At 69.9% G+C, this 25,917-nt stretch carries 18 protein-coding genes; 13 read left to right on the top strand and 5 right to left on the bottom strand.

The genetic code is table 11. The features are described from left to right. The first annotated feature begins 104 nt into the window (after positions 1–104). On the top strand, positions 105–2,081 hold the full coding sequence (locus tag HLK59_RS33045) for an ATP-dependent DNA helicase (RefSeq protein ID WP_171145263.1): 1,977 nt from the start codon (positions 105–107) through the stop codon (positions 2,079–2,081). Between the two features lie 176 nt (positions 2,082–2,257). On the opposite strand, the gene lexA is transcribed toward HLK59_RS33045, so the two are convergent. Next, complete coding sequence (gene lexA, locus HLK59_RS33040) at positions 2,258–3,037, bottom strand: transcriptional repressor LexA (RefSeq protein ID WP_171145262.1); 780 nt, start codon at positions 3,035–3,037, stop codon at positions 2,258–2,260. Positions 3,038–3,601: 564 nt separating this feature from the next. On the opposite strand from lexA, the gene nrdR reads away from it, so the two are divergent. After that, positions 3,602–4,162, top strand: coding sequence for a transcriptional regulator NrdR (nrdR, locus tag HLK59_RS33035; protein ID WP_171145261.1), 561 nt, complete (start codon positions 3,602–3,604; stop codon positions 4,160–4,162). A 163-nt stretch (positions 4,163–4,325) separates the two neighbouring features. Further along, positions 4,326–7,229, top strand: coding sequence for a vitamin B12-dependent ribonucleotide reductase (locus tag HLK59_RS33030; RefSeq protein WP_171145260.1), 2,904 nt, complete (start codon positions 4,326–4,328; stop codon positions 7,227–7,229). Between the two features lie 660 nt (positions 7,230–7,889). Here the strand turns inward: HLK59_RS33030 and HLK59_RS33025 are convergent. Then, positions 7,890–8,423 (bottom strand): TerD family protein, encoded by a 534-nt coding sequence (locus tag HLK59_RS33025; protein WP_171145259.1) that lies wholly within the window; start codon positions 8,421–8,423, stop codon positions 7,890–7,892. A 146-nt stretch (positions 8,424–8,569) separates the two neighbouring features. On the opposite strand from HLK59_RS33025, the gene HLK59_RS33020 reads away from it, so the two are divergent. From HLK59_RS33020 to HLK59_RS33010, 3 genes are all read left to right on the top strand, one after another. Continuing rightward, entirely contained in the window at positions 8,570–9,175 is a 606-nt protein-coding gene (locus HLK59_RS33020; RefSeq protein ID WP_171145258.1) for a YdbC family protein, read from the top strand. A 118-nt stretch (positions 9,176–9,293) separates the two neighbouring features. Further along, positions 9,294–9,953 (top strand): histidine phosphatase family protein, encoded by a 660-nt coding sequence (locus HLK59_RS33015; RefSeq protein WP_171145257.1) that lies wholly within the window; start codon positions 9,294–9,296, stop codon positions 9,951–9,953. 12 nt (positions 9,954–9,965) lie between these two features. Continuing rightward, positions 9,966–10,871 carry an ADP-ribosylglycohydrolase family protein gene (locus HLK59_RS33010; protein WP_171145256.1) on the top strand — a complete coding sequence of 302 codons (906 nt, stop codon included), beginning with the start codon at positions 9,966–9,968 and terminating at the stop codon, positions 10,869–10,871. A 336-nt stretch (positions 10,872–11,207) separates the two neighbouring features. On the opposite strand, the gene HLK59_RS33005 is transcribed toward HLK59_RS33010, so the two are convergent. After that, on the bottom strand, positions 11,208–12,755 hold the full coding sequence (locus HLK59_RS33005; RefSeq protein WP_171145255.1) for an MFS transporter: 1,548 nt from the start codon (positions 12,753–12,755) through the stop codon (positions 11,208–11,210). A 187-nt stretch (positions 12,756–12,942) separates the two neighbouring features. Here HLK59_RS33005 and HLK59_RS33000 point away from each other — a divergent pair, with 187 nt between their 5' ends. The 3 genes from HLK59_RS33000 (at position 12,943) to HLK59_RS32990 (ending at position 15,055) form a co-directional block, all read left to right on the top strand. Continuing rightward, a complete protein-coding gene (locus tag HLK59_RS33000; protein WP_171145254.1) occupies positions 12,943–13,566 on the top strand; it encodes a TetR/AcrR family transcriptional regulator in 624 nt (207 codons plus the stop codon). Positions 13,567–13,647: 81 nt separating this feature from the next. After that, on the top strand, positions 13,648–14,349 hold the full coding sequence (locus tag HLK59_RS32995) for a ribonuclease HII (protein ID WP_171145253.1): 702 nt from the start codon (positions 13,648–13,650) through the stop codon (positions 14,347–14,349). Positions 14,350–14,416: 67 nt separating this feature from the next. Next, complete coding sequence (locus tag HLK59_RS32990; RefSeq protein ID WP_171145252.1) at positions 14,417–15,055, top strand: hypothetical protein; 639 nt, start codon at positions 14,417–14,419, stop codon at positions 15,053–15,055. A 427-nt stretch (positions 15,056–15,482) separates the two neighbouring features. On the opposite strand, the gene HLK59_RS32985 is transcribed toward HLK59_RS32990, so the two are convergent. After that, entirely contained in the window at positions 15,483–16,118 is a 636-nt protein-coding gene (locus tag HLK59_RS32985; protein WP_171145251.1) for a hypothetical protein, read from the bottom strand. A 313-nt stretch (positions 16,119–16,431) separates the two neighbouring features. Further along, a complete protein-coding gene (locus HLK59_RS32980; protein WP_171145250.1) occupies positions 16,432–18,597 on the bottom strand; it encodes a RecQ family ATP-dependent DNA helicase in 2,166 nt (721 codons plus the stop codon). 173 nt (positions 18,598–18,770) lie between these two features. On the opposite strand from HLK59_RS32980, the gene HLK59_RS32975 reads away from it, so the two are divergent. The 4 genes from HLK59_RS32975 to HLK59_RS51390 all read left to right on the top strand — a co-directional run. Next, positions 18,771–20,294, top strand: a complete 1,524-nt coding sequence (locus tag HLK59_RS32975; protein WP_171145249.1) for a DUF4192 domain-containing protein — start codon at positions 18,771–18,773, stop codon at positions 20,292–20,294. A gap of 1,235 nt (positions 20,295–21,529) precedes the next feature. Then, a complete protein-coding gene (locus tag HLK59_RS32970; protein WP_346779859.1) occupies positions 21,530–23,446 on the top strand; it encodes a glycogen debranching N-terminal domain-containing protein in 1,917 nt (638 codons plus the stop codon). A 128-nt stretch (positions 23,447–23,574) separates the two neighbouring features. Then, positions 23,575–24,333 carry an NUDIX hydrolase gene (locus tag HLK59_RS32965; RefSeq protein WP_171145248.1) on the top strand — a complete coding sequence of 253 codons (759 nt, stop codon included), beginning with the start codon at positions 23,575–23,577 and terminating at the stop codon, positions 24,331–24,333. Positions 24,334–24,506: 173 nt separating this feature from the next. Continuing rightward, a partial coding sequence (locus HLK59_RS51390) for an ATP-binding cassette domain-containing protein (RefSeq protein WP_346779858.1) occupies positions 24,507–25,917 on the top strand: 1,411 nt, incomplete at its 3' end.

Here is a 25,917-nt window from a genome sequence, read left to right as displayed (position 1 = left end):
TGTGGTGCACCCAGCCGGTTTTACACTTTCTCTTTGGTGGGCAGCGTCAGGTGGTGATAAGAGACAGCTCGTTTGTCAGTGGTGGGCCGTAGGGTTGTCGCGCTATGACGAAGCCCTCACTCCCCGAACTCCTGCATGCCGCCGTCGCTGCCGTCGGCGGCACGGAGCGCCCAGGTCAGGTGACCATGGCCGAAGCCGTCGCGGAGGCGATCGACGACGGCTCCCATCTGCTGGTCCAGGCCGGCACCGGCACCGGAAAGTCGCTGGGCTATCTCGTGCCCGCGCTCGCGCACGGGGAGAGAGTCGTCGTGGCCACGGCCACCCTGGCCCTGCAACGCCAGCTCGTCGAGCGGGACCTTCCGCGCACGGTCGACGCGCTGCACCCTCAGCTCCGCCGCCGCCCGGAGTTCGCGATGCTCAAGGGCAGGTCGAACTACCTGTGTCTGCACCGCCTCCACGAGGGCGTCCCGCAGGACGAGGAGGAGGGGCTCTTCGACCAGTTCGAGGCGGCCGCGCCCACCAGCAAGCTGGGCCAGGACCTGCTGCGACTCCGCGACTGGTCGGACGAGACGGAGAACGGTGACCGCGACGACCTCACCCCGGGCGTATCCGACCGGGCCTGGGCCCAGGTGTCGGTGTCGTCCCGGGAGTGCCTGGGAGCCACGAAGTGCGCGTACGGCGCGGAGTGCTTCGCCGAGATGGCCCGTGAGCGCGCCAAGCTCGCCGAGGTCGTCGTCACCAACCACGCGCTCCTCGCCATCGACGCCATCGAGGGCGCCCCGGTGCTCCCGCAGCACGAGGTACTGATCGTCGACGAGGCACACGAACTGGTCTCCCGGGTCACCGGCGTCGCCACCGGCGAGCTCACCCCGGGGCAGGTCAACCGCGCGGTGCGCCGGGCGGCGAAGCTCGTCAACGAGAAGGCCGCCGACCAGCTCCAGACCGCAGCCGAGGGCTTCGAGCGGTTGATGGAGCTCGCGCTGCCGGGCCGCCTGGAGGAGATCCCGGAAGACCTCGGCTACGCCCTCATGGCGCTGCGCGACGCCGCCCGCACCGTCATCTCCGCCATCGGTGCCACTCGCGACAAGTCCGTCCAGGACGAGGACGCCGTACGCAAGCAGGCTCTGGCGGCTGTGGAGAACGTGCACGACGTGGCGGAGCGGATCACCAACGGCTCCGAGTGGGACGTCGTCTGGTACGAACGGCACGACCGCTTCGGCGCTTCCCTGCGCGTGGCCCCCATGTCCGTGTCGGGCCTGCTGAGGGAGAAGCTCTTCGCGGACCGTTCCGTCGTCCTGACCTCGGCGACCCTGAAGCTGGGCGGCGACTTCAACGGCGTCGGCGCCTCCCTGGGACTCGCCCCCGAGGGCACCGAGGGGGACGACGTCCCGCAATGGAAGGGCGTCGACGTCGGCTCGCCCTTCGACTACCCGAAGCAGGGCATCCTCTATGTCGCCAAGCATCTCTCGCGCCCCGCGCGGGACGGCGACCGCGCGGACATGCTCGACGAGCTGACGGAACTGATCCAGGCGGCAGGCGGCCGCACCCTGGGCCTGTTCTCCTCGATGCGGGCCGCCCAGCTCGCCGCCGAGGAACTGCGGTCCCGCATCCCCGAGTTCCCGATCCTTCTCCAGGGCGAGGAGACCCTCGGCGAGCTGATCAAGAACTTCGCGGCAGACCCGAAGACGTGCCTGTTCGGCACGCTGTCGCTGTGGCAGGGCGTCGACGTCCCCGGCCCCAGCTGCCAACTGGTCGTCATGGACAAGATCCCGTTCCCGCGCCCCGACGACCCCCTCATGAGCGCCCGGCAGAAGGCGGTGGAGGATGCGGGTGGCAACGGCTTCATGGCGGTAGCCGCCACGCACGCGGCGCTGCTCATGGCGCAGGGCGCCGGCCGTCTCGTACGGGCATCGGGGGACCGTGGAGTGGTCGCCGTACTGGATCAGCGGCTCGCCACCGCGCGATACGGGAGCTATCTGAAGACGTCACTGCCCGACTTCTGGTACACGACGGACCGCAACCAGGTCCGGAGGTCGCTGGCGGCGATCGACGCGGCGGCGAAGCCGGCGGAAGAAGAGTAAGGGTGTGGGTTGGCCCGACCGGCTCCGGTCGGGCCAACCCACACCCTCTGGAAGACACCGGGTGCCCTGGGATACGTCACAGGGCACCCCGCACAGCGCTGGGCCCCGGAACCGGCGCAGAGGTCCCGAGGCCCAGTCAGAGGGCGGACCTCGAAGTGGTCCGCTCGCCGCAGCCGTCACACGCGGCGCAGCACCGCCACCACCTTGCCGAGGATGGTCGCGTCGTCGCCGGGAATCGGCTCGTACGCGGCGTTGTGCGGGAGCAGCCACACGTGGCCGTCCTCGCGCTTGAAGCGCTTGACGGTGGCCTCGCCGTCGAGCATCGCGGCCACGATGTCGCCGTTCTCGGCGACGGGCTGGCGACGGACCGTGACCCAGTCGCCGTCGCAGATCGCGGCCTCGATCATGGAGTCGCCGACGACCTTCAGCACGAACAACTCACCGTCACCGACGAGCTGTCGGGGGAGCGGGAACACGTCCTCGACGGACTCCTCCGCGAGGATCGGGCCACCTGCGGCGATACGGCCCACCAGCGGGACGTAGGACGCGGCGGGCTTGCCGGCGGTGTCCGTGGGCTGCACGGAGGCGGCCTGGTCGGAGCCGCGCACCTCGTATGCGCGCGGGCGGTGCGGGTCGCGGCGCAGGAAGCCCTTGCGCTCCAGTGCCATGAGCTGGTGTGCGACAGAGGAGGTGCTGGAGAGGCCGACGGCCTGTCCGATCTCCCGCATGGACGGCGGGTAGCCGCGCCGCTGCACGGAGTCCCTGATGACCTCGATCACCCGGCGCTGCCGGTCGGTGAGCCCCGAGCTGTCCGCCCGGATGCCTGGAGGTCGGCCCGGCAGGGAGCGCTTGTGCCCCTCGGGATTCGTGGCTTCGTTCATCGCATGCACCGGCTCGAGTCGGCCCTGGGAGCGGTCCTGGGCAGTGATGGTGGCACTGTCTGCGGTGGTGGTCACGTCGGCCCCTCTCGATGGTCTCCCTGCTGGACAACGGTAGTTGCTTTCGAAAGGTTGCGCCAAACACACGTTCGAGTGAAAAATCGCGGATTGCCCGCCGCGATCATGTGTCTGGGTGTATGGCTAACGCGATGTCCAGCGGACAAAAGGGCTCATTGTTGTACTCTTCACCGCCGAGGTGGTGACCCCGTGGGTTGTTGCCCCAGTCTGCCATCCGGTGTTCCGGCGACAGGGGCCCGGTCCTCATCTGTGCGGGAGCCCCACGTCCCCTCCGTGCGGTGCCCACGGTATCTCCGCATGCGCCGCAGCGGTACGCCTGTGCATGAGCGTCCCCGGCGTGGCGGCGTTGTCGTGCGGCACATGCCAATACGGGTGCGACACGCGCGTACGGCGTGTTTATAGAGCCGATCCCTACATCTAGTGCTTGGATTGCTACAGCAGCCCAGAAGTTGTGGTCCCCCGGGTCTTCGGACCCTCCGCGATCGCCTATGCTTGGGGCTGCTTCGAGGGGCCCAAGAGGCCCAGCGAGGCTATTGAGTCTGCTGTGAGGAGGGTTGGGACTTCATGCACTGCCCCTTCTGCAGGCACCCCGACAGCCGCGTCGTCGACAGTCGTACGACCGACGACGGCACGTCGATCCGCAGGCGCCGCCAGTGTCCGGACTGCTCCCGTCGTTTCACGACTGTGGAGACGTGTTCGCTCATGGTGGTCAAGCGGTCCGGAGTCACCGAGCCTTTCAGTCGTACCAAGGTCATCAACGGTGTGCGCAAGGCATGCCAGGGACGACCTGTCACCGAGGACGCGCTCGCTCAACTCGGCCAACGGGTCGAGGAGGCGGTGCGGGCCACCGGAAGCGCCGAGCTGACCACTCATGACGTGGGGCTGGCCATACTCGGCCCGTTGCAGGAGCTCGACCTGGTGGCCTATCTGCGATTCGCCTCCGTCTACCGGGCGTTCGACTCGCTCGAGGACTTCGAGGCCGCGATCGTGGAGCTCAGGCAATCGGCGGGACGCCCCGTTGCGGACGACGAGGACCGCGAAGGTGTTGTCACGGGGAGCCAGGAAGACGACCGCGGGTCGGGAGAGGCCGTTCAGGTCCCCGAGCCCGCAGGCGCCGCCGACTGATCGGAGGGCCGGCCCGGTCGGAGACACCGGGACCGGCCTGGACGGCGGCGGACGAAGACCTGTTGCGGGTGGCAGCGAGAGGGTGCCCGCAACACCAGACAGAACACCGTGCCCGGGAACATCAGGGCACTTCAGGGCGTTTTAGCCCGTAGAGGGAGGCGGCATGACAGAGACGGCGAGCGGTCCGGCACGGAGTTCCCGCGCCAAGGGCACCAAGGCGACCAAGGGACTGCGTATCGAGCGCATCCACACCACTCCTGGCGTGCACCCGTACGACGAGGTGGCCTGGGAGCGCCGTGACGTCGTCATGACCAACTGGCGCGACGGCTCGGTGAACTTCGAGCAGCGTGGCGTCGAGTTCCCCGACTTCTGGTCGGTGAACGCGGTCAACATCGTTACCAGCAAGTACTTCCGCGGTGCCGTCGGCACCCCGCAGCGCGAGACCGGCCTCAGGCAGCTGATCGACCGCATCGTGAAGACGTATCGGAAGGCCGGCGAGGACTACAAGTACTTCGCCTCGCCCGCCGATGCAGAGATCTTCGAGCACGAGCTGGCGTACGCCCTCCTGCACCAGATCTTCAGCTTCAACAGCCCCGTCTGGTTCAACGTCGGAACCCCGCAGCCGCAGCAGGTTTCCGCGTGCTTCATCCTGGCCGTCGACGACTCCATGGAGTCCATCCTCGACTGGTACAAGGAAGAGGGCATGATCTTCAAGGGCGGCTCCGGCGCCGGCCTGAACCTGTCCCGGATCCGTTCCTCCAAGGAGCTGCTCTCCTCGGGCGGCAACGCCTCGGGTCCCGTCTCCTTCATGCGCGGTGCCGACGCCTCCGCGGGAACGATCAAGTCGGGTGGTGCGACCCGTCGCGCCGCCAAGATGGTCATCCTCGACGTCGACCACCCCGACATCGAGGACTTCATCGAGACCAAGGTGAAGGAAGAGGAGAAGATCCGCGCCCTGCGCGACGCGGGCTTCGACATGGACCTGGGCGGCGACGACATCACGTCCGTCCAGTACCAGAACGCCAACAACTCGGTCCGTGTGAACGACACGTTCATGAAGGCCGTCGAGACGGGCGGCAAGTTCGGCCTGACGTCCCGTATGACCGGCGAGGTCATCGAAGAGGTCGACGCCAAGTCCCTGTTCCGCAAGATGGCCGAGGCGGCCTGGGCCTGCGCCGACCCGGGCATCCAGTACGACGACACCATCAACCACTGGCACACCTGCCCGGAGTCCGGCCGTATCAACGGCTCGAACCCCTGCAGCGAGTACATGCACCTGGACAACACGTCCTGCAACCTCGCCTCGCTGAACCTGATGAAGTTCCTCAAGGACGACGGCAAGGGCCACCAGTCCTTCGAGGTCGAGCGCTTCGCCAAGGTCGTCGAACTCGTCATCACCGCGATGGACATCTCCATCTGCTTCGCGGACTTCCCGACGCAGAAGATCGGTGAGAACACGCGCGCGTTCCGCCAGCTCGGCATCGGCTACGCCAACCTCGGCGCCCTGCTGATGGCGACCGGCCACGCGTACGACTCGGACGGCGGCCGGGCCCTCGCCGGCGCCATCACCTCCCTGATGACCGGCACGTCGTACAAGCGTTCCGCCGAACTCGCCGCGGTCGTCGGCGCGTACGACGGTTACGCCCGCAACGCGCAGCCGCACCTTCGGGTCATGAAGCAGCACGCTGACGAGAACACCAAGGCTGTCCGCGTGGACGACCTGGACTCGCCGATCTGGGCCGCCGCCACGGAGGCCTGGCAGGACGTGCTGCGTGTCGGTGAGAAGAACGGTTTCCGTAACTCCCAGGCATCCGTCATCGCCCCGACCGGCACCATCGGTCTCGCGATGTCCTGCGACACCACCGGCCTCGAGCCCGACCTCGCCCTGGTCAAGTTCAAGAAGCTGGTCGGCGGCGGCTCGATGCAGATCGTCAACGGCACCGTTCCGCAGGCTCTGCGCCGCCTGGGTTACCAGGAGGAGCAGATCGAGGCGATCGTCGCCCACATCGCCGAGAACGGCAATGTCGTCGACGCCCCCGGCCTCAAGCACGAGCACTACGAGGTCTTCGACTGCGCCATGGGCGAGCGTTCCATCTCCGCGATGGGCCACGTCCGCATGATGGCGGCGATCCAGCCGTGGATCTCCGGTGCGCTCTCCAAGACGGTCAACCTGCCGGAGACGGCGACTGTCGAGGACGTCGAAGAGGTCTACTTCGAGGCCTGGAAGATGGGCGTCAAGGCGCTCGCCATCTACCGCGACAACTGCAAGGTCGGCCAGCCCCTCTCCGCCAAGACCAAGGAGAAGGAGAAGTCCGCGACCGACGCCGTCACGGCGAAGGCCGAGGCGACCATCCGTGAGACGGTCGAGAAGGTCGTCGAGTACCGCCCGGTCCGCAAGCGCCTCCCCAAGGGCCGTCCCGGCATCACGACGTCCTTCACGGTCGGCGGCGCCGAGGGTTACATGACCGCCAACTCCTACCCGGACGACGGTCTCGGCGAGGTCTTCCTGAAGATGTCCAAGCAGGGCTCCACCCTCGCGGGCATGATGGACGCCTTCTCCATCGCGGTGTCCGTCGGCCTCCAGTACGGCGTGCCGCTGGAGACGTACGTCTCCAAGTTCACCAACATGCGCTTCGAGCCGGCCGGTATGACGGACGACCCGGATGTGCGGATGGCGCAGTCGATCGTCGACTACATCTTCCGCCGCCTGGCGCTCGACTTCCTGCCCTTCGAGACGCGCTCCGCGCTCGGCATCCACTCCGCCGAGGAGCGTCAGCGCCACCTGGAGACCGGTTCGTACGAGCCGTCCGACGACGAGGTGGACGTCGAGGGGCTGGCCCAGTCGGCGCCGCGCGCCCAGGAGCTGAAGGCCGTCGTCACCCCCAAGGCCGAGGTCGAGGCGGCCAAGCCCGCCCCGAAGCAGGCCCACACCAGCGCCGAGCTGGTGGAGATGCAGCTGGGTATCCAGGCCGACGCCCCGCTCTGCTTCTCCTGCGGTACGAAGATGCAGCGGGCCGGTTCCTGCTACATCTGCGAGGGCTGCGGCTCGACCAGCGGCTGCAGCTGAAAGTGAGCGCCGTTCAGGCGTGAAGTGACTGCCAGAGGAGGGGAGTCGGCGAAATGCCGGCTCCCCGCCCGGGTTTGAGCGGCCCGTGTCGTCAGGTGCGTCAGCGGCCGTGGGTCACGACGCCCAGCCCCTCTGAATGATCAAGAGAATCGCGCGCCCGACCTTCTGGTGAGCAAGGTGACCATCTCCTTGATCGAGTACGCGCTCCGCCTGCGCCTATGGACGCCGCGCACCCTGTCACTGCGACGGTGAGTCGTTCCCGGACTGGTGATCGTCGTCGGAGCGGGGCGATCGGGCCCGTACGACCGGTCGTTGGCTCGTACGCCATGGAAGCCGGGAGACGCTGGCCGCCTGGCCACCTGGCGGAGCGGGTGACGAGCTGGGGCGCGGGCATGGGCACGACACGCTCGGGCCGTCGACCGAACGGTCCTTCAACGCCGGGTCGCCGACCAGGAGTCCGGGTTCGGAGAGGCAGCGGGACTCCGTCGGTCCCGCTGCATGGTGGGCGGTGTTGCGTCACGCGTATCTCGTGCCGCTCTGCCGTGAGGCTGGTACGAGGCTGCCCGAGCCGGACTTGTTGCCGGTGACGGGCAGTTGACGTGGCGCGCGGATATCGCGGCGGAGCTGGAGCTCAGAGGGCTGGGTTCCAGCATCCCTTGATCAGGGCCGGTGCGCCTGACCCATGGACCGTGTGTACTCCGCCGGGTCGTCCTCGAAGCCGTGGATGCCGGGATGGAGCTCCCATGTTCCGGACCCGTCTCGCACGAACTCCGCGACCGTCGCCGCCGTGGCCCCGAGGACATCGCCGAAGTCGTTCTCGGTGAGCACGGTGTATCCCTCGCGGATCCGCAACGCCGGATTGATCACGCCGACGAACGTCCGCTCCTCGGAGCGCTGCTGGATGACGACACCGACGACCACGCGCGCGTACCGGCTGTCGAGCCGGTTGAGCTCCAGGGTCATGACCTCGTCCCAGCCGAAGCCCTTGCCGTCCTTGCTGTCCCGGTTGAGGGTGATGGTGCCGTCAGGGGAGCGGCTGTCGAAGTGCACCACATAGGCGGGATCGCCGTACGGGTCCGCCTCCAGATACGTCGCGGCGACGATGTCCAGATCGGTGGCAGCGCTCCCCACCGGACTCGGATCCCACTTCAGCGAGACCTCGATCTTGCGGATCCCCTTGTTGAGGGCGTTCACCAGGTTTCCCCTTCCCCGTGTCCTCGGTCCGAACTGCCAGACAGTCGGGGCCGATTGTCCATCCTGCCACGCGCGCGTGACGCTCGCGGGAGAGATCTCTGTCGGAGCGTGACCTGGGCCACGCTGCCTGGCCGTACGATGGCGCGGTGCTGGTCAAGTGGATTCGCTGCACCGTGGTGGACCGCCGCGGCTTCGAGCGGGGGCAGCGAAAATGGGCGGGGCTTCTGGGGGAGCCGGGGTTTCGGGGACAGGGCGGAGGCTGGAGCCGGGGGCGGCCCGGAGTGGCGCACATCTTCTCCTTCTGGGAGAGCCGTTCCTTCTACGACTCCTTCATGGCCCGTTCCCACGACCGGCTTGCGTCCTCGCAGTCGGGCACGTTCAAGGACGCGCAGGTCAAGCTCTTCGACTACCGCTTCGACGTGAAGACCGGCTTCGAACCGCGCTTCACGGACACCGACCTGGTGCGGGTCGCCCACTGTCGGGTCCACGGTGAGCGCGCCGAGCACTTCACCCTGATGCAGGAGAAGGTCTGGAACCCCGCGATGGCCGGTTCGCCCGGCATGATCCGCGGCCTGTTCGGTGAGGCGCCGGGCCACGAGTTCCTGGTGCTGTCGATGTGGCAGTCGGCCGCCGAGCACGGCAAGTACCGGACGGAGCGAATCGAGCGCCTCGCGCTGCGCGCCCAGACGGAGGCGGACGTGGCGTCCTTGACGGGCGACATCGTGCAACTGGAGCCGAGCTGGACGGTTTGAAAACCGGACTGTGAATCGTGCGCCCTGGTGTGGCTCGTGGTGCAGGAAATGTGTGACGTACGCCGTATGGAGGCCGTACGGGTGCTCGATCGGCCATCACTCGATCTAGGGTCTTGGCATGGCACGACCACGGCGCATCGTCCTTGTCCGGCACGGCGAGTCAACGGGCAATGTTGATGACTCCGTGTACGAACGCGAGCCAGACCACGCTCTGGCACTGACCGAGCGGGGCTGGCAGCAGGCAGAGGAGACCGGCAAACGCGTGCGCGAGGTGTTCGGCCGCGAGCGGGTCAGCGTGTACGTCTCCCCGTACCGCCGCACCCACGAGACGTTCCGCGCCTTCCACCTCGACCCGGACCTCGTACGCGTGCGTGAGGAGCCCCGACTGCGTGAGCAGGACTGGGGGAACTGGCAGGACCGTGACGACGTACGCCTGCAGAAGGCCTACCGGGACGCCTACGGCCACTTCTTCTACCGCTTCGCCCAGGGAGAGTCCGGGGCCGACGTGTACGACCGGGTCGGCGGCTTCCTGGAGAGCCTGTTCCGCAGCTTCGAGGCCCCTGATCATCCGCCGAACGTCCTGCTGGTGACCCACGGACTCGCGATGCGCCTGTTCTGCATGCGCTGGTTCCACTGGTCCGTCGCGGAATTCGAGTCCCTGTCGAACCCGGGGAACGCGGAGATGCGGATGCTCGTTCTCGGAGACGACGGGAAGTACGCGCTTGACCGGCCTTTCGAACGCTGGCGAGATCCGGAACCGTACGGGATCACCGGATAGAGTGGCAGAGCGATGACCGCTGATTCCTCTCCCGACGGGCGCATGGCCCGCGCCCTGTCCAGCCTGCGCGGACTCGCGGTCGGGGACGCGTTGGGCTCGCAGTTCTTCGTGCCGGTGAACTACCCGCTGCTGAAGCGCCGTGAGCTGCCGTCCGAGCCCTGGCAGTGGACGGACGACACCGAGATGGCCTGCTCCGTGGTGGCGGTCCTGGGCGCCCACCACCGGATCGACCAGGACGCGCTGGCCCACTCCTTCGCCCACCACCACGACTTCGACCGTGGATACGGCCCCGCCGTCAACCGTCTTCTGCGACTGGTCCGGGAGGGCGGCGACTGGCGGGAGCTCGCCGCCGCGCTCTTCAACGGGCAGGGGTCGTGGGGCAACGGCGCCGCGATGCGGATCGCCCCCCTGGGAGCCTGGTACGCGGACGACCCGGAGCAGGCGGTCCACCAGGCGGAGATCTCCGCCTACCCCACGCATCAGCACCGCGAGGCCGTGGTGGGCGCCATGGCCGTCGCCGCGGCGGCATCGCTGGCTGCGGCTCCCGGCGGGCCGCCCAGCCCCGAGGCACTTCTCGACGGGGTCATCGCGCTCGTCCCGAAGAGCGCCGTCGGAGCAGGCCTGCGACGCGCCCGCGACATGCTCGACTACGGCGACGCGGGCACGGTCGCGGCCGTGCTGGGCTGCGGACGGCGCACGACGGCCCATGACACGGTGCCTTTCGCCCTCTGGTCGGCCGCCCGGTCCCTCGGGGACTACGAGGAGGCGTTCTGGTCGACCGCTCAGGTGGGCGGCGACGTGGACACGACCTGCGCCATCGTGGGCGGAGTGATCGCCGGAGGCAAGGCGGGGACACCGCCTGCCGCGTGGGTGGGGCGCACCGAGGCGCTGCCGGAGTGGGTACCGGTCGGCGTCTGAGGCCTCGCTGTATCCACCTCTAGGAAACTCTCTGTGCATGCCGGGAACTCTGCGTGACCGTGCGCTCGTTGTCGTGACATCCGCTGTGTGAGCCATGGGGGCGCACAGGCAGGTGACACGCAAGGGGTGCAGGGGGTGGTCATGCGGTTCATGTCGATGCTTGTGGTCCTGCTGGCCGTGGCAGCCGTCGTGGCCGGAGCATGGGGTGTACGGCGAGGCGCCGCCCGCGTCTCGTCGCGGCCCTTGCGCGGAGTGCGGATGACCGGAGCGTCGTTCTCGCCCTCGGTTCCCTGGGCGTGGTCCGGCCATCCGCGACCCGGCGCGGGCCAGGAGGAGTCAGCCGACTCCGGGGCCCGCCGCGCCCGCGAGCGCCTCCAGGTCGCTCTTGCGGACCCGGATGACCAACCAGGCGGTGGCCAGGGCGAGTACCGCCATGGAGGCCGCGGCGACGAATCCCGTCGAGATGCCCTGGGTGAGCACTTCGTGTCCCCAGGGAGCGGGCAACTCGTGGGTCTTGGCGAACTCCGCCTTCTGCTCGGGCGAAGCGTCGGCCATGAACCGCGGCAGCTGCTTCTCCGCCTCGTTCTTGCTGGCCGTGCCGAACACCGTGGTCAGGATGGACAGACCGAGCGAGCCGCCCACCTGCTGCGTGGCGTTGAGCAGCCCGGACGCCGCGCCCGCCTCGTGCTGGGCGACCCCGGAGACGGCGGTGATCGTCAATGTGACGAAGTTCAGGCCCATGCCGAAACCGAAGACCAGCATCGGACCGAGCACTCCGCCGGCGTACGAGCTGTCGGAGCTGATGAGGGTCTGCCAGAACAGTCCGATCATCGAGAGCGCCGAACCGACGATCATGAACGGCTTGGGTCCCAGCACCGGCAGGAACCGCTGGGACAGGCCCGCGCCCAGAGCGATCACGACCGTCACCGGAAGGAAGGCGAGGCCTGCCTCGATCGGCGTGTACCCCAGCACGTTCTGCACGAAGAGCACGATGTAGAAGAACATGCCGAACATCGCCGCGGCCAGGCTCAGCATGATCACGTACGTGCCCGAGCGGTTGCGGTCGGCGAACATCCGCAATGGTGTGATCGGCTCCTTCGCCCGGGTCTCGATGAAGACGAAGGAGACCAGCAGCACGATCGCGGCGCCGAACGAACCGATGGCCAGACTGTCCCGCCAGCCCTGGTCCGCCGCGCGGATGAAGCCGTAGACGAGGGACGCCATGCCTGCCGTCGAGGTCAGGGCGCCGGCGATGTCGAAGCGACCTGTGTGCCGTTCGGACTCGCTGATGTACAGCGGCGTGAGGACGGCGATCAGGACACCGATCGGCACATTGACGAAGAGCACCCAGCGCCAGTCGAGCCACTCGGTGAGCATGCCGCCCGCGAGCAGGCCTATGGCGCCGCCGCCCGCGGAGACCGCGGCGAACACTCCGAACGCCCTGTTCCGTTCCGGGCCTTCGGGGAACGTGGTGGTGATGAGGGCCAGGGAGGTGGGCGACGCGATCGCGCCCCCGACACCCTGAAGGACGCGTGCGGCCAGCAACTGCCAGGGTTCCTGGGCGAGTCCGCCGAGCAGCGAGGCGAAGGTGAACAGCAGGATGCCGGCCGTGAAGACCCGGCGCCGACCGAGGATGTCGCCGGCCCGGCCGCCCAGGAGCAGCAGCCCGCCGAAGGTGAGTGTGTACGCGCTGACGACCCAGGTGAGGTCGGTGGTGCTGAACTTGAGAGCGTCTTGAATGTGCGGGAGGGCGATGTTCACAATCGTCGCGTCGAGGACCACCATGAGTTGGCAGGCCGCGATGACTGCGAGCGCGATGCCGGGGTGGCCTTCCCGGCGGGCCGCACCTGGCTTCTGTTCCTTGATCAACTGAGAGGTTGTCACTATGGGTCCCCCACAAGTGCGTTAGTGAACGCTCGCGTTCACTGTCGCGTCAACCGTAGTGAGTCCCTCATAGTGAACGCAAGCGTTCACTCAGGTTCTCGTCGTGCGGCGTATTCCCCCGTCGTCGCCGCGCGCCGTCCCCTTGTCCCCGGAATCCCCGCTTCCTCTGCTCGCTGGAGTCACTCAGATGGTTACCTCGCGCTGGACGGCCGCCCCCGCTCAGGCGGCCTCCCTCCGTCGGCGCGGCGCCGTGCTCGAACGCGCGATCCTCGATGCCGCGCTGGAACAACTCAGTACGGTCGGCTGGAGAGGCCTCACGATGGAGGGCGTCGCCGCCGGCGCCCAGACCGGCAAGGCCGCGGTCTATCGACGCTGGCCGTCCAAGGAGGATCTCGTCGCCGACGCCCTGCAGTCCGGGCTGCCGATCATCGAGACGGCTCCCGATCTGGGAGGCGTGCGTGAGGACCTGCTCGAGCTGTGCAGGCAGGCGCGTGAGGCGATGTACTCACGTCCGGGTTTCGCTCTTCGTGCCGTGATTCACGAATGCGACCCCATCCAGGCGGAGCGCTTCCATGGGGTGATCTTCGACGGGGTCGTCGAGCCGACCATCAGGCTGCTCCGAGAGGTCATCACCCGAGGAATCGAACGGCAAGAGGTCCGCTCCGACGCGGCGAACAGCTACGTCTTCGATGCCATACCGGCGATGATGATGTACCGATCGAAGATGTGCGGGAGCGAATGGAGCGATCAGGATCTCGAGGAGATGATCGACCAGTTGATGGTTCCGCTGCTGCGGACGAGCAACGGCTGAACGTGGCTCGGGCCGGACACGGCGGTGCTCGGGGAACCAGGGTGTCGCCGGGTGATCCAGGCGGCGTAGGCTAAGGGCGCCATGCCGTACGAACCACCTACACACGCTGTCGAGCGCTCCCTCCGTGCCACGACCGGAGCGAAGGTCATTGCCGGTGTCGACGAGGTGGGGCGCGGCGCGTGGGCCGGCCCCGTCACCGTCTGCGCGGCGATCACCGGACTGCGTCGACCCCCCGAAGGCCTCACCGATTCCAAGCTGCTCACCGTCAAACGGCGCACCGCGCTCGACGAGGAACTCCGGAAGTGGGTGACGTCGTACGCCCTCGGGCACGCGTCCCCGGAGGAGATCGACGCCCTGGGTATGACGGCCGCGTTGCGACTGGCGGCGGTCCGTGCCCTGGAGGTTCTGCCGGTCCGGCCGGACGCGGTGATCCTCGACGGCAAGCACGACTATCTCGGGGTCCCCTGGAAGGTCCGTACGGTGATCAAGGGTGACCGGTCGTGCGTGGCCGTCGCGGCGGCTTCGGTGATCGCCAAGGTTCAGCGCGACAAAATGATGGCCGAACTGGGTATCGACCATGCAGACTTCGGTTTTGCGGACAATGCCGGGTATCCGTCGCCCGTGCACAAGGCCGCACTGGAGGAGCGGGGACCCACCCCGTACCACCGGATGTCGTGGGCGTATCTTGATGCGCTGCCCCAGTGGCGGCACCTCAAGAAGGCCCGCAGCTGGGCGGACGGAGGCGTTCCGGAGATCGAGGGCCAGCTCGGATTCGATTTCTGACCGTTCCGTTCGTACTCATGTGCCACCCGCCGACGCGTGTCGCACCAACGTTTGATAGAAGTCAGCCATGCCTCTCCTTCCCGAGGAGCCTCAGATTCACGAGAGTGCCCAGGGTCCCCGCGCTACTTCGGCCAGTGGCCGTACCGCGCCGACCCCTCGTCCCGTACCCGGCCCTCGGCCCGCGGCGCATCCGCGTCCCGGCCGTCCCGGCCCCCTCCGGCCCACGCCTCCGGTGCAACGCATGCCGCATGACGTGGCCGCCAAGCCCGGACCGTCGGGTCCGGCTGCCCACACCGCCGCCGCTCCGGCTCCGGCATCCCCGCAGGTCCAGCTGATCCCGGCCTCCGCCGAAGGCGCGCTCGACGCCGCCGAGGAAGCCGTGGACATGCTGCTGGATTCGGGTCGTGCCCCCGGCGAGGTGCTGGTGATCACCACCGGCGAGCAGCACCCGTGGGCCACCCACGAGCTGACCTTCGGCGAAGCCTCCTACTGGGCCCAGCACGACGCGGGCGACGACGTCTTCTACACCGACGCCGCCGCACTGGGCCGTGCCACCACGCGTCCCGTGGTCGTGGTCGCCGTCAACGGCGGTCCCGACTCCTTCGCCGCGACCGTTCTGCCCCTGGCGCACGGCCGGGCCGGCACCCTGCTGATCGTCTGCGGCGACCCGCAGCAGATCAACTCGGTGCTGGGCGCGGGCGTCTGAGCCCGTTCCGGCACTTTCGGGGGCGCGGGGGTGACGAAGGTGCTGCTTCGGCGGCACCTGCACAGTGGGGGGTTTGTCGTGCGCGGACGATCGTGGGGATGGTCCGTGCGCGTCTGCCCTCGCCAGAGTTCACCGTGACGCCGTGCGGGAGTTGGGCCGTCGGCCCGCAGCACAGATCAGCGCAGGGCCGGCGATCGCTGAGCGGGCGGCCCGATGCTCCTCGCGTCCGGCTGTCGTATGCCGTACGAAGTCGTATGCCGTACGAATTCGTGTGTCGTTCGAAGCCGTGTGCCGTGCGCGGCTGATCGTGACGCGAACCGGAGCGATCCGTAGGCATGCTCAGCATGGCCGCTCCATCGGCGTCAGCTCGGAGCGTTTCCCCGACCTCTGATCCGCAAGGGGCCGGTCGGGGTTCCCCGGTGGCCCTTCAGCGGGCTGCCGCGCGACGCAGGACTTCCGAGGCGGCACCGCCGGTGCGGGGCAGCGGGGGCGGCGCCTCGGAGAGGGCGAAGGGCTCCGGCGACGAGTCGGAGTTGGGGCGGCGGCCGCCGCGCCCCTCGCCGAGAACCTGCCAGCCGTCACGGGTCAGCGTGATGTACGCGCCGCAGCGCAGCCCGTGCAGCGTGCAGGCGTCCCGCAGGCCCCACATCCACGCCCCGTCCTCCTGCGTCCAACGCGCGTCGCCGTCCCGGCAGTAGAGCAGCACGGCGGTGCGCACCGGAGTGCGGCGCCGCAGGTCGTGCGGGATGACCCGGCGCAGCTGTGCGAGCAGCGTGTTGCGGAACATCCAGCCGTCGGCCGGGGCCGGGCGTCGGGTGAACGACGCACTCGCGCGCAGCCGCTCGTCCGGATCGAGCACGGCCACGATCGCGGTCGCCGGCTTCGGGCGATGCCGGGAGTGAAGTCCGCTGACGACCTCCCGGGGGTTGCGCAGCAGGGGAATCCCGGCTGCGGCCCACTCCGCGGGTTCGAGCATGCGGGTCAGCGGGTTGTTGGATGCGGCGGACAGGTCGGCAGACGTCGACGTGGATGCCGCGGAGGACGGAGCGAATCCGAAGGTCACGGTCCTCCCTTCGGCTACGCGCCCACACTGCGGGCGAGGTCGGATTCGGGGGAACGCACGCCGCAGCAGAGCCCTACCGGACCACGGGCGAGCCGTGCGGGGAGCGGACTTCAATTCTTCCTGTCGAACTTGGTTGCGGCAACGAGCAATTGGGGCCGGCGACCGGAATCTGGTGATGTGTGGTTTATATCCCTACCCTGCGAAGTGCCGTGTGACGCCTGGGGCATCCCCGCACCTCAGAGAGGTGCGGACTCACGAGGTGCCGGGCGAACCGTGTGTGCCGTCGGAGGCCGGGCTTCGCGACTGGGTGTCATCAACCTTGTACGGCCAGCACCAGCGGCAACACCCCCTGCGCACCGGCCCGTCGGAGCATCCGGGCGACCACCGCGAGGGTCCAGCCCGTCTCGGTGAAGTCGTCCACGAGGAGGACGGGACCCCCGGCTTCGGCCAGCGCGGCGGAGAGGTCGGGCGGCACGACGAGGGCTCCGTCGAGTGCCTTGAGGCGCTGGGCGCTGTTGCTACGGGACAGCGGGGGCGCCTCGCCCGCGTACTCCACCGAGCCCAGCAACGGCAGTCGGCCGACTTCCGCGATGCGCGCACCGAGGGACTTGATCAGCTGAGGCCGGGTGCGCGAAGGGACGGTGATGACACCGACGGGCCGCGGCTGGGCGTCCGCCGTCCCCGAAGCCCAGCCACCAGGACCCCGGGCCCAGTCGGCCAGCACGCCCACGACCGCCTTCGCGACGTCGTCCGGCACCTGACCGTCCGGGGCATGCGGGGCGAACATCGGTCGCAGCCGGTTTCCCCACCCGATGTCCGACAGGCGGCCCAATGCCCGTCCAGGGGCGGTCTGTTCGCCTGCCGGGATGCGCCCCTTCAGTTCGACACCGATCGCCGGCAGCCCGGTCGGCCACATGCGGCGCGGCTCGACCTCGACGCCCGCCCGGCCCAGGTCGACGCGTGCGGCGTCCAGTGCGGCCGTCGACGTGTCCGCGGTGAAGCGTGTCCCCGCGCAGTTGTCGCAGCGGCCGCAGGGCTTGGCACCCTCGTCGTCCAGCTGACGCTGCAGGAACTCCATCCGGCAGTCCGTTGTGGACGCGTACTCGCGCATCGCCTGCTGTTCGGTCTTGCGCTGCCGGGCGACCCAGTCGTACCGCCCCGCGTCGTAGGCCCACGGCTCCCCGGTCGCGACCCAGCCGCCCTTGACCCGGTGGACGGCCCCGTCCACGTCCAGGACCTTGAGCATGGTCTCCAGCCGGGAACGGCGCAGCTCGACCAGCGGCTCCAGCGCGGGCAGCGACATCGGTCCGGTCGCGCGGGTGAGGACGTCGAGCGTGCGGCGCACGAGGTCCTCGGAGGGGAAGGCGAGCGAGGCGAAGTACTCCCAGATCGCCTCGTCCTCCTTGCCCGGCAGGAGGAGCACCTCGGCGTGCTCGACCCCACGTCCCGCGCGGCCCACCTGCTGGTAGTAGGCGATGGGGGAGGAGGGGGAGCCCAGGTGGACCACGAAACCCAGGTCGGGCTTGTCGAAGCCCATGCCCAGAGCGGAGGTGGCGACCAGGGCCTTGACCCGGTTGGCGAGCAGGTCGTCCTCGGCCTGCTGTCGGTCGGCGTTCTCCGTCTTGCCCGTGTACGACGTGACGGTGTGGCCCCGCTGCCGGAGGAAGGCGGTGACCTCCTCGGCGGCGGCCACGGTGAGCGTGTAGATGATGCCGGAGCCCGGCAATTGGTCCAGGTGGTCGGCCAGCCAAGCCATCCGGTGCGCGGCGTCCGGCAGCGGCAGGACGGCCAGGCTCAGGCTCTCCCGGTCCAGCGGGCCCCTCAGGACCAGGGCGTCCGAGGTGCCCCCGGTGCCGAGCTGCTCGGCCACGTCGGCGGTCACGCGCGCGTTGGCGGTGGCGGTCGTCGCCAGCACGGGGACGCCGGGCGGGAGGTCGGCGAGCATGGTGCGCAACCGCCGGTAGTCCGGGCGGAAGTCGTGGCCCCAGTCGGAGATGCAGTGCGCCTCGTCCACCACGAGGAGTCCGGTCGCGGCGGACAGCTTGGGCAGCACCTGGTCGCGGAAATCAGGGTTGTTGAGCCGCTCGGGGCTGACGAGCAGGACATCGACCTCGCCCGCCGCGATCTCGGCCTGGACCGTGTCCCACTCCTCCGTGTTGGAGGAGTTGATGGTCCGTGCGTGGATGCCGGCCCGGGCCGCGGCGTCGACCTGGTTGCGCATCAGCGCGAGAAGCGGCGAGACGATGACCGTGGGGCCGCTGCCCCGGGAGCGCAGGAGTGACGTCGCCACGAAGTACACCGCGGACTTGCCCCAGCCCGTGCGTTGCACGACGAGAGCCCGCCGTCTGTCGGCCACCAGCGCCTCGATCGCCCGCCACTGGTCCGCCCGCAGCCGGGCCGTGCCCGTGGTGTCCCCGACGAGACGGGCGAGAACCGCGTCGGCGGCCGCCCGGAGATCGACGTTGCTCGTGTGCTCCATGCGTCCATACAACAGGACGCCACTGACAATCCGGGCCCGGACGGCTCGGGGTGGGGGTGCTGGGGCCGCACCTGTGGACGGAGCGCCGCGGTCACGATCTGCATTGACGTGTCCCTGGTCGAGGTTATCCACAGGGCAAAGCGGAACTTCATGATCCGCGAGATCGTCTGCGCATGACGAACCACAGCGAAACGACTGGATCCCCTGAAAACGGCGATGCGGCGGGACACGAGCCGAGCACACACCGCGGTGCACAGGGCGGGCATGCGACGCCCATGGGCCACCTCGACTGCACCACGTACGACGGCCACGGCGGCGAGCATCAGGTCACGCTGCGCACCCCGGCCGAACTGGCCGACGCCCTGCCGTATCTGCTCGGATACCGCCCCGAGGACAGCATCGTCCTGGTCGCCCTCCATGACAGGGGAGGCCGAGGGCGCTTCGGGGGCCGCGCCCGGCTCGGCATCCCCGGCAGTGCCGACGACTGGCCCGCCGTGGCACGGCAGCTGGCGCACGGACTGGTCACCGGCAGTGAACGCAGGGGCGCCCGCCCCGAGCAGATGGTCGCCTACCTCTGCCAGGAGCCTGGGAAGGGCGAGTCCGGCAGGCAGGTGATGGAGCGCCTGAGGGGGCTCGCCCAGAAACTGCGCGTCGAGTGCGGCCTCCTCGACGTACCGGTGATCGAGGCGCTGTGCATTTCGGACGGCCGCTTCTGGTCCTACTGCTGCGGAAGCGAAGAGTGCTGCCCGTCCGAGGGCGAGGCGATGGGCCTGCCCGGCACGTCCGTCCTGGCGGCCGCCGCCACCTACGCGGGGCTTCAGGTGCGCGGCACCCTCAGGGAGCTGCGGGGCAGGCTGCTGCCCTGGGAGAACGCTTCCGCACTGGCTCAGGAAATCGCCCTGGACACGGGCAGCATGGCGATCGTCCCGAGGATCATCGACGGCGCGAGCCGTACGGGGGTGGCCGAGGAGACGCTTCAGCTCGCGAGGCAGATCATGCAGCGCTTCGCGCTGGCTCCGGCCGTGTCCGGCACACTCACGGAGGATCTCCGCGACGATCAACTGCTCGACCACGACGAGGCCGCGACGCTCATTCTCGGTCTGCAGGACCGCACCACTCGCGACCGCGCGGCCGAGTGGATGGAGGGCGACGAGGCCGTCCTCGCGCTCCGTCTGTGGCGGGCACTGGCCCGGCGTTGCGTCGGCCCGTACGGCGAACATGCCGCCGCGCCGCTCACCCTCGCCGGCTGGGTCGCCTGGTCCACCGGTGACGACCTGGAGGCCAGGGAAGCCTTGGCCATGGCACTTGGCGCAGACCCCGGGTACCTCTTCGCCCGGCTGCTGCACCAGGCCTGCAACGAGGGCTTGGACCCGGAATCGATCCGCCGCTGTCTGCGCGCGGAACGGGGCGACAGGGAACAGCCGGACTCCGGAAGTCCCGAGGGCGCGGAGGGCGCGGAGGGCGCGGAGGCAGGCCATGCGGACGGGCCTGAGCCCTGCGCCGCACCGGCTACCGGACGCCGTCGCAGGACGCGCTCCGGTGACGGCGTGGACGCCGGGGCACAGGGACGCGGGGCGAGCGGTCCCCGCCCTCGTACGACGGCGACGGGAGGCACAAGGCCGCTGGCGGCGCGGGTGAACCGCACACGCAAGAGGTCGGTGCGAAGTCGCGGTGGTGACACCGACGGTGACGCGTGAGGAGGAAGAGTTGGTAGGCAGGTCGATGTCGGTGCGCAAAGGGCTTGGGCTCTCCGGACCTGAGTCCTCGGGACCTCCGTACGTCCGCACGTCTACATGCGCTGCCGGCCAGGGGCCTCGCCGGACTCGGACACCCGCACTTCCGCACGTCCGCCCACCTCGGCGTCCAAGGGCCCCGGCCGACCGAACACCGACCTCAGGTATGTCGGCCCATGCCCTGCCCAGTGGGCTTCGGCCGACCGTTCCGGCCCGTGGCATGCCGTCCCACACCGAGGCCCGGACGCTCTACGACCGCCCCGACACCCGCCGCCATTCGGTCGGCTCGGTCGGCCGCAGGCGTGACCCTGAGGAGCTCTGTTCCGTTCACCTGAGTGGCGGAACGCTGGACGGGCCTTGCCGGTGGGCCGCCCAGGCCGTTCAGAACTTCCACCCCGACACCCCGACACCCCAACACTCCTATGCCGACCATGCCCGAGGCGCACAGAGCGCAGAAGAAGCCGCCCATGCATCAGCCGACTCCGCCCTCCACCGCCGACGACAACCGCTCCGCCGCGGGCGGACCAGGGCCGCAGACTGGCGTGCCACCGCACGCGGACGGCGCCGACCGGCACGCGCAGGGAGGCCCGAGCGGTCCCCCTGCGGCCCCCGTCCAGAACCGATACGCACCCACGTCGTCCAAGGAGAGTGCGTCTTCCACCTGGCCGACGGGCCGGGTCACACGCCCTGGTCTGGTGACGGCTCCGGGCCCACTGCGCTCAGAGGAGACGGCACCGGGCGGCCATCCTGAATCTGCGATGTCTCAGACTTCGGTCCCCTCGTGGGAGGCGGACCTGGTTGGTCGCGCCGGTCCGGCGATGTCTCCGACGTCGGTCCCCTCGTGGGAAGCGGACCCGGTCGGTCGCCCCGGTCCTGCCATGCCCTCGGCCTCAGGCCCTTCGTGGGAGGCCGACCCGGCCGATCCCCCCAGCCGGGCGAGGAAGCTGAGCCCGCCCGTCTTGAGGGATGAGGATCCGACCCATCTGTCCGGCCCGCCCCTCACCCGATCGGCAGGCCGGCCACGCCGCTCAGGTCCGTCGGCCGACGGCGGGCTCACCTCTCCGCCTCCCACGGGCCGTGGCTCGGCACTGCCCCAGCCCACCGGCCAGGCAGGTCGTCCGGCGGCTTCACCTGGTCACGGCAACCCCCTTCCACCACCCCGCCACCCCGCCGACCTGCCGTCCGTCCACACCGCCCTGATCTGCATCGCTCTTCCGGGCCTCGCGATCTCCACGCAGCAAGGACAGTTGACCGGACGGGGGCTGGAGGGGTTCTACCGGTCCGGTCGGCGCGTGCTGTCCCGCTGCCAGGTCCGAGTCGCCGGACGCGAACCCGTCGCGGTCCAGTCGCGCATGACCACGGCCGACAGCGCCCGCTTCCTGGGAACGGTTCGGACCTCCGCGCACGCGGGCCCGGACCCGGACGTCGTCGTCGAACGCGTCCGCCACGCGGACGGCACAGAGCGGATCACCTTGTACAGCTCGGCCCCGCGCCCGCTGCGTCTACCTGTCGAGGTGGCTCTAGGGACGGACCTGGCCGACCTGGGGGCCATCGCGAGCGGTGCCCCCGGACCCGAACTGCCCGCGAGCGTCCACGACTCCGGTCTGCGCTGGTCCTCTCCCGTCGGGAACTCGTCGGTCACGGCTGACCCGCAGCCCGCCGACGCGCTGGCCTCGGCCGGGTTACTCCGCTGGGAGTTCGTCCTGCCCCCAGGAGGCAGTACGAGCGTGGAGCTGCGGGTCCGCCCGGACGGCGCGGGACCCATCCGGGCCGTGGGCCGGGCGGCCACGAGCCCCCTCGCTCCGGCAACGGCAGCGGGCGACGACTCCCGAGTCCAGGAACTGCTCCGGACGAGCATCGAGGACCTCCAGGCGCTGCTCCTGCGGGACCCCGCACACCCCACCGATACACACCTGGCCGCCGGGGCGCCCTGGCGCTGCGGCCTGGCCCCGGCCGAGGCGCTTGCCGCGGCCCGGATGCTCCTGCCCCTCGGTACCCGGCTCGCCGCTGGCACCCTGCGCACCCTTGCCCGCACCCAAATCCAGGGCCCGGGAGAGCAGTCCGGCATGATTCCCGGGCCCAGACGCGACGCGGGCACACATCTCCCGCCGAGTTGCACCGGTACGGAAGCCACGCTGCTGTTCCCGGTACTCCTCGCGGAGGCCCGCCGCTGGGGGCTTCCCGACCCGGAGACGGAAGAACTGCTGCCCACGGCCGAGCGCTGTCTGAACTGGCTGCGGACCACCGTGGGCGACGCCCTGTACCTGTGCGATCCCCAGCCCGCCGGTCCGGTCCGTTGTGAGACACAGGCCCACGCCCATCGCGCCGCGCTGCTCGGCGCCGACCTGCTGGACGCCTGTGGCAGACCGGGTGGTGCCGGGCTGCGGCAATGGGCCCAGGAACTGCGGACCGCGTTCAGGGAGGAGTTCTGGATCGACGACCTGGGCGGTGGCCGGCCCGCGGTCGCCCGCGCCGCTGACGGCCGACTCGTGCCGCACCTGGGCGTGGCAACCGTCCACCTCCTCGACACCGGTCTGCTGGGCGGCGGCGAGCGGGCGTCCGGGCTGCTCGACAAGGTACGGACCGAACAGCTCGCCCGACTGCTCGGCAGCCCCGCGATGGACTCGGGTTGGGGGTTGCGCGGCCTGGGCGCGAAAGAAGCGGGGTACAACCCGTTCGGCCACCGCGGGGGAGCCGTGCGCACCCACGAGACGGCCGTGGCCTTCGCCGGCCTGGCCGCCGCCGGCTACGAGAAGGAAGCGGCCTCCCTGCTGCGGGGCACACTGGCGGCAGCTGAGGCCTTCGGCCACCGGCTGCCCGAGATGTACGCGGGGGAGCAGCGCACCCACGGGAGCGCGCCCGTCCCGCATCCGGCGGCGTGCCGGCCCGCGGCCACGGCGGCGGCAGCGGGCGTACTGCTGCTGACCACGCTCGCGGGCATCCGCCCCGACGCCCCCGCCGGGACCGTCACCCTGCGCCCGGTGCGCAGCGCACCACTGGGCGAGATCGCCCTGACCGGACTGAGGATCGCGGGTGCCCCGTTCTCCGTACGCGTCAGCCGGCTCGGTCTCGCCATGGCCGAGGAGGCGGCCGACGGGCTGCAACTGGGGGTGTGACCTCCTGTGATGTGCCGCAGCACGACGGCAGGGAGGACAGTGGAACCCGCTTGAGTCGCAGTGGATCAGACATCGATGCGGTCGACGAAGGGAGTGTTTATCGTCAGGCAGACGACTATGATCGCCGCATGCCCTACGACCCGTCAGCCTTTCCGCCCTTCGCCGTCACCGTGGACCTGGTCGTGCTGACCGTGCGCCGCCATGCCCTGTGCGCGCTGGCGGTGCGCAGGGGGGAACCGCCGTTCCAGGCGCGCTGGGCACTCCCCGGCGGTTTCGTACGGGCCGACGAGGACCTGTCGCAGGCCGCGGCCCGTGAGCTGGCCGAGGAGACCGGGCTGCGTGCCCATGAGCCGGCCGTCCCCGTGCAGGACAACGGTGCCCATCTGGAGCAGCTCGCGACGTACGGTGACCCCAAGCGCGACCCTCGGATGCGGGTGGTCAGTGTCGCCCATCTCGCGCTCGCCCCCGACCTGCCCGCACCCCGCGCGGGTGGCGACGCCAGCAACGCCCGCTGGGCGCCGGTCGAGGAACTGCTCCAGCAGAGCGGTTACGGCCGTGACGGCGAACCGGTCGCGCCGCTCGCCTTCGATCACGCCCAGATCCTGGCGGACGGCGTGGAGCGCGCCCGTTCCAAGATCGAGTATTCGTCGCTGGCGACGGCGTTCTGCCCCACCGAGTTCACGGTCGGCGAGCTGCGCCGCGTCTACGAAGCGGTGTGGGGGGTGGCGTTGGACCCGCGTAACTTCCACCGCAAGGTGACGGGTACGCCGGGCTTCCTCGTTCCCACCGGCGGCACCACCACCCGTCAGGGCGGCCGTCCGGCCCAGCTCTTCCGGGCCGGTGGCGCCACGTTGCTCAATCCGCCGATGCTCCGCCCCGAAGTGTGACAATCGCTCAATCCCCTTGCCGACGGCGTGAGATGTGACGCCGCCGCTGCTGCCCAGGCCGACCGGTCTCGCCGACAGGCGTCGAACCACAGGCCCGGCCGGGCCCATTTCCGCTTGCGGTGCGGGCCTCGCTATGCCCGCAAAACAGGACATAGCGCGCTATCTTGCTACGGGTGATCCAGGCCTTCGGACTGACCAGCAACCCCCGCAAGGAGCTTCCGCCCGCTGTCGACGACGTCTCCTTCGAGGCGCGCGCGGGCCATGTCACCGCGCTGCTCGGCGCTTCGGGGGCGGGTAAGACGACAGCACTCAGACTCATGCTCGAACTCCAACAGGGCCGCGGGGTCACCTACTTCAGAGGGCGCCCCCTGCGACGGATCGCCCATCCGTCGCGTGAGGTCGGTGTGCTCCTCGGTGATGTGCCGGGGCACCCCGCCCGCACGGTCCGCGGTCATCTGCGCATGCTGTGCGCCGCCGCGGGCGTCCCGGTGCGCCGCGCCGATGAAGTGCTCGAGGTCGTCGGCCTCGTCAGTCTGCGCGAGGAACGCCTCGGCACCGTCGCGCGCGGAATGGACCGCCGCCTCGGTCTGGCCTGCGCCCTGCTGTCCGACCCGCACACGCTTGTCCTCGACGATCCCGCCGACGGGCTCTCCGCCAGCGAGAGCCGCTGGCTGTACGGCATGCTGCGCGCTCACGCGTCCCAGGGCGGCACGGTCCTGATCACCACCACCGACCCCAAGGAGGCTGCCCGCACCTCCGACCGGGTCGTCACGCTCGAGGCGGGCCGACTCGTCGCCGACCAGGATTCCGCCGACTTCTCCCGCACCCGCCTGCGCCCCCGAGTCGCCGTCCGGACCCCGCACGCCGCCCGCCTCGCGACCCTTCTCACCAAGGAGGCCCGCACGGCACAGCGCTCCGTCGAGGTCGTACGGGAGGGCGGCGGCCGCCTCTCCGTGTACGGCAGTACCTGCGCCGACGTCGGCGAGACCGCGTTCCGCCACAGCATCCTCGTACACCAACTCGCGGACGAGACCGGCGACATGGGTCCCGGAGCGGGAGAAGCCCCGGACGTGCCACAGGCCACCCAGGGCGGGCACCGGTCCGACGCGATCCGAGAGCCCGACACCGCCGCACACGGTCCGGCCTCGGCCAGTGCGTCCGGAACATCCGATGCTCCGCCGAAGCCGTCTGCCGAGGAGTCGCTATCGGACGCAGCCGCAATCACTCCCGAAGCCCCGGACGGAACCGACCGGTCGCCGTCGACCGTCGCTCGCCAGGGTCACGCCGATTCGGGTGGAGCGCAGCGGGTGCCTTCATCGTTGGCACGGGACGGTCGGGCCGATCGGGAGGGAGCCGGCGAGGCGTGGCCCGTTGCCGAGGCCGATCACTCGGGGGCCCACGAAAGCGATGGTGCAGGAGTGGTCGACGTCAGCGATCGACCGGTGACCTCCGCGCGTACCTCACTCAACGGCGCTGCCCCTCAGCAACCCTCCACCTCTGTCGCACCCCGCCCGGCCCACCCGGCCAAGGGTGCCGCGACTCAGGGCCCCTCGCGGCCCCGTCCCACTGCCGGAGTCACCACCC

It is taken from the genome of Streptomyces sp. S3(2020) (assembly GCF_013044505.1).
GTDB lineage: Bacteria > Actinomycetota > Actinomycetes > Streptomycetales > Streptomycetaceae > Streptomyces.
The sequence above is the reverse complement of the archived record's forward strand: the minus strand, read 5'-3'. Positions and strand labels throughout refer to the sequence as shown.